The sequence below is a fragment of the Vibrio sp. 1641 genome (genome assembly GCF_033339995.1).
GTDB lineage: Bacteria > Pseudomonadota > Gammaproteobacteria > Enterobacterales > Vibrionaceae > Vibrio > Vibrio alginolyticus.
The window spans coordinates 1-583 of sequence record NZ_JAWOVP010000363.1; the positions used below are offsets into that span (position 1 = coordinate 1).

Annotated in this window: 1 protein-coding gene; it reads right to left on the reverse strand. The window is 46.8% G+C overall.

Annotated elements, in window-relative coordinates; genetic code table 11:
• Positions 1–583, reverse strand: a 583-nt coding sequence (gene tolA / locus R7Z47_RS26000) for a cell envelope integrity protein TolA (protein WP_318130920.1), incomplete at both ends; no start/stop codon positions are given.

The following is a 583-nucleotide window of genomic DNA, read 5'->3' on the forward strand; positions in this document are numbered from 1 at the left end:
TGGTTTGCACTCGCTTCACTTTCTAGGCCAGCAAAAATATCATCCAGTGCAGCTTCTTGCTCTTTACGCTCACGTTCTAAACGCTCAAGGCGCTCTTTTTCTTTACGTGCTTTTTCCGCAGCTTCTTTTGCCGCTTTTTCTTTCGCAATGCGTTCTTGTTCAGCTTTTTGAGCCGCCTCGCGTTCACGTTTTGCCTTTTCTTCCGCTTCTTTTGCCGCCTTCTCGCGAGCTACTCGCTCTTGTTCCGCTTTGGCAATAGCCGCTTCTTTGGCTAAACGTTCCTGCTCTGCTTTACGTACAGCTTCTTCTTTCGCTTTACGCTCTTTCTCAAGTTTAGCTGCACGCTCTTTTTCTTGGCGAACTCGTTCTTCTTCTGCTTTGCGTTCCTGCTCTTTTTGCTTGCGAGCAGCTTCAGCTTCTCTGGCCGCTTTTGCATCTTTCGCTTGCTGTTCTTTCAACTTACGAATTTGTTCTTCTTCAGCCTTACGGTTTTTCTCAAGCTGCTCCGCCTCACGTCTTAATTTATCAAGACGATCTTGCTCTTTTTTGGCCGCTTTTTCACGCTGCTGACGAATTTCTTTCG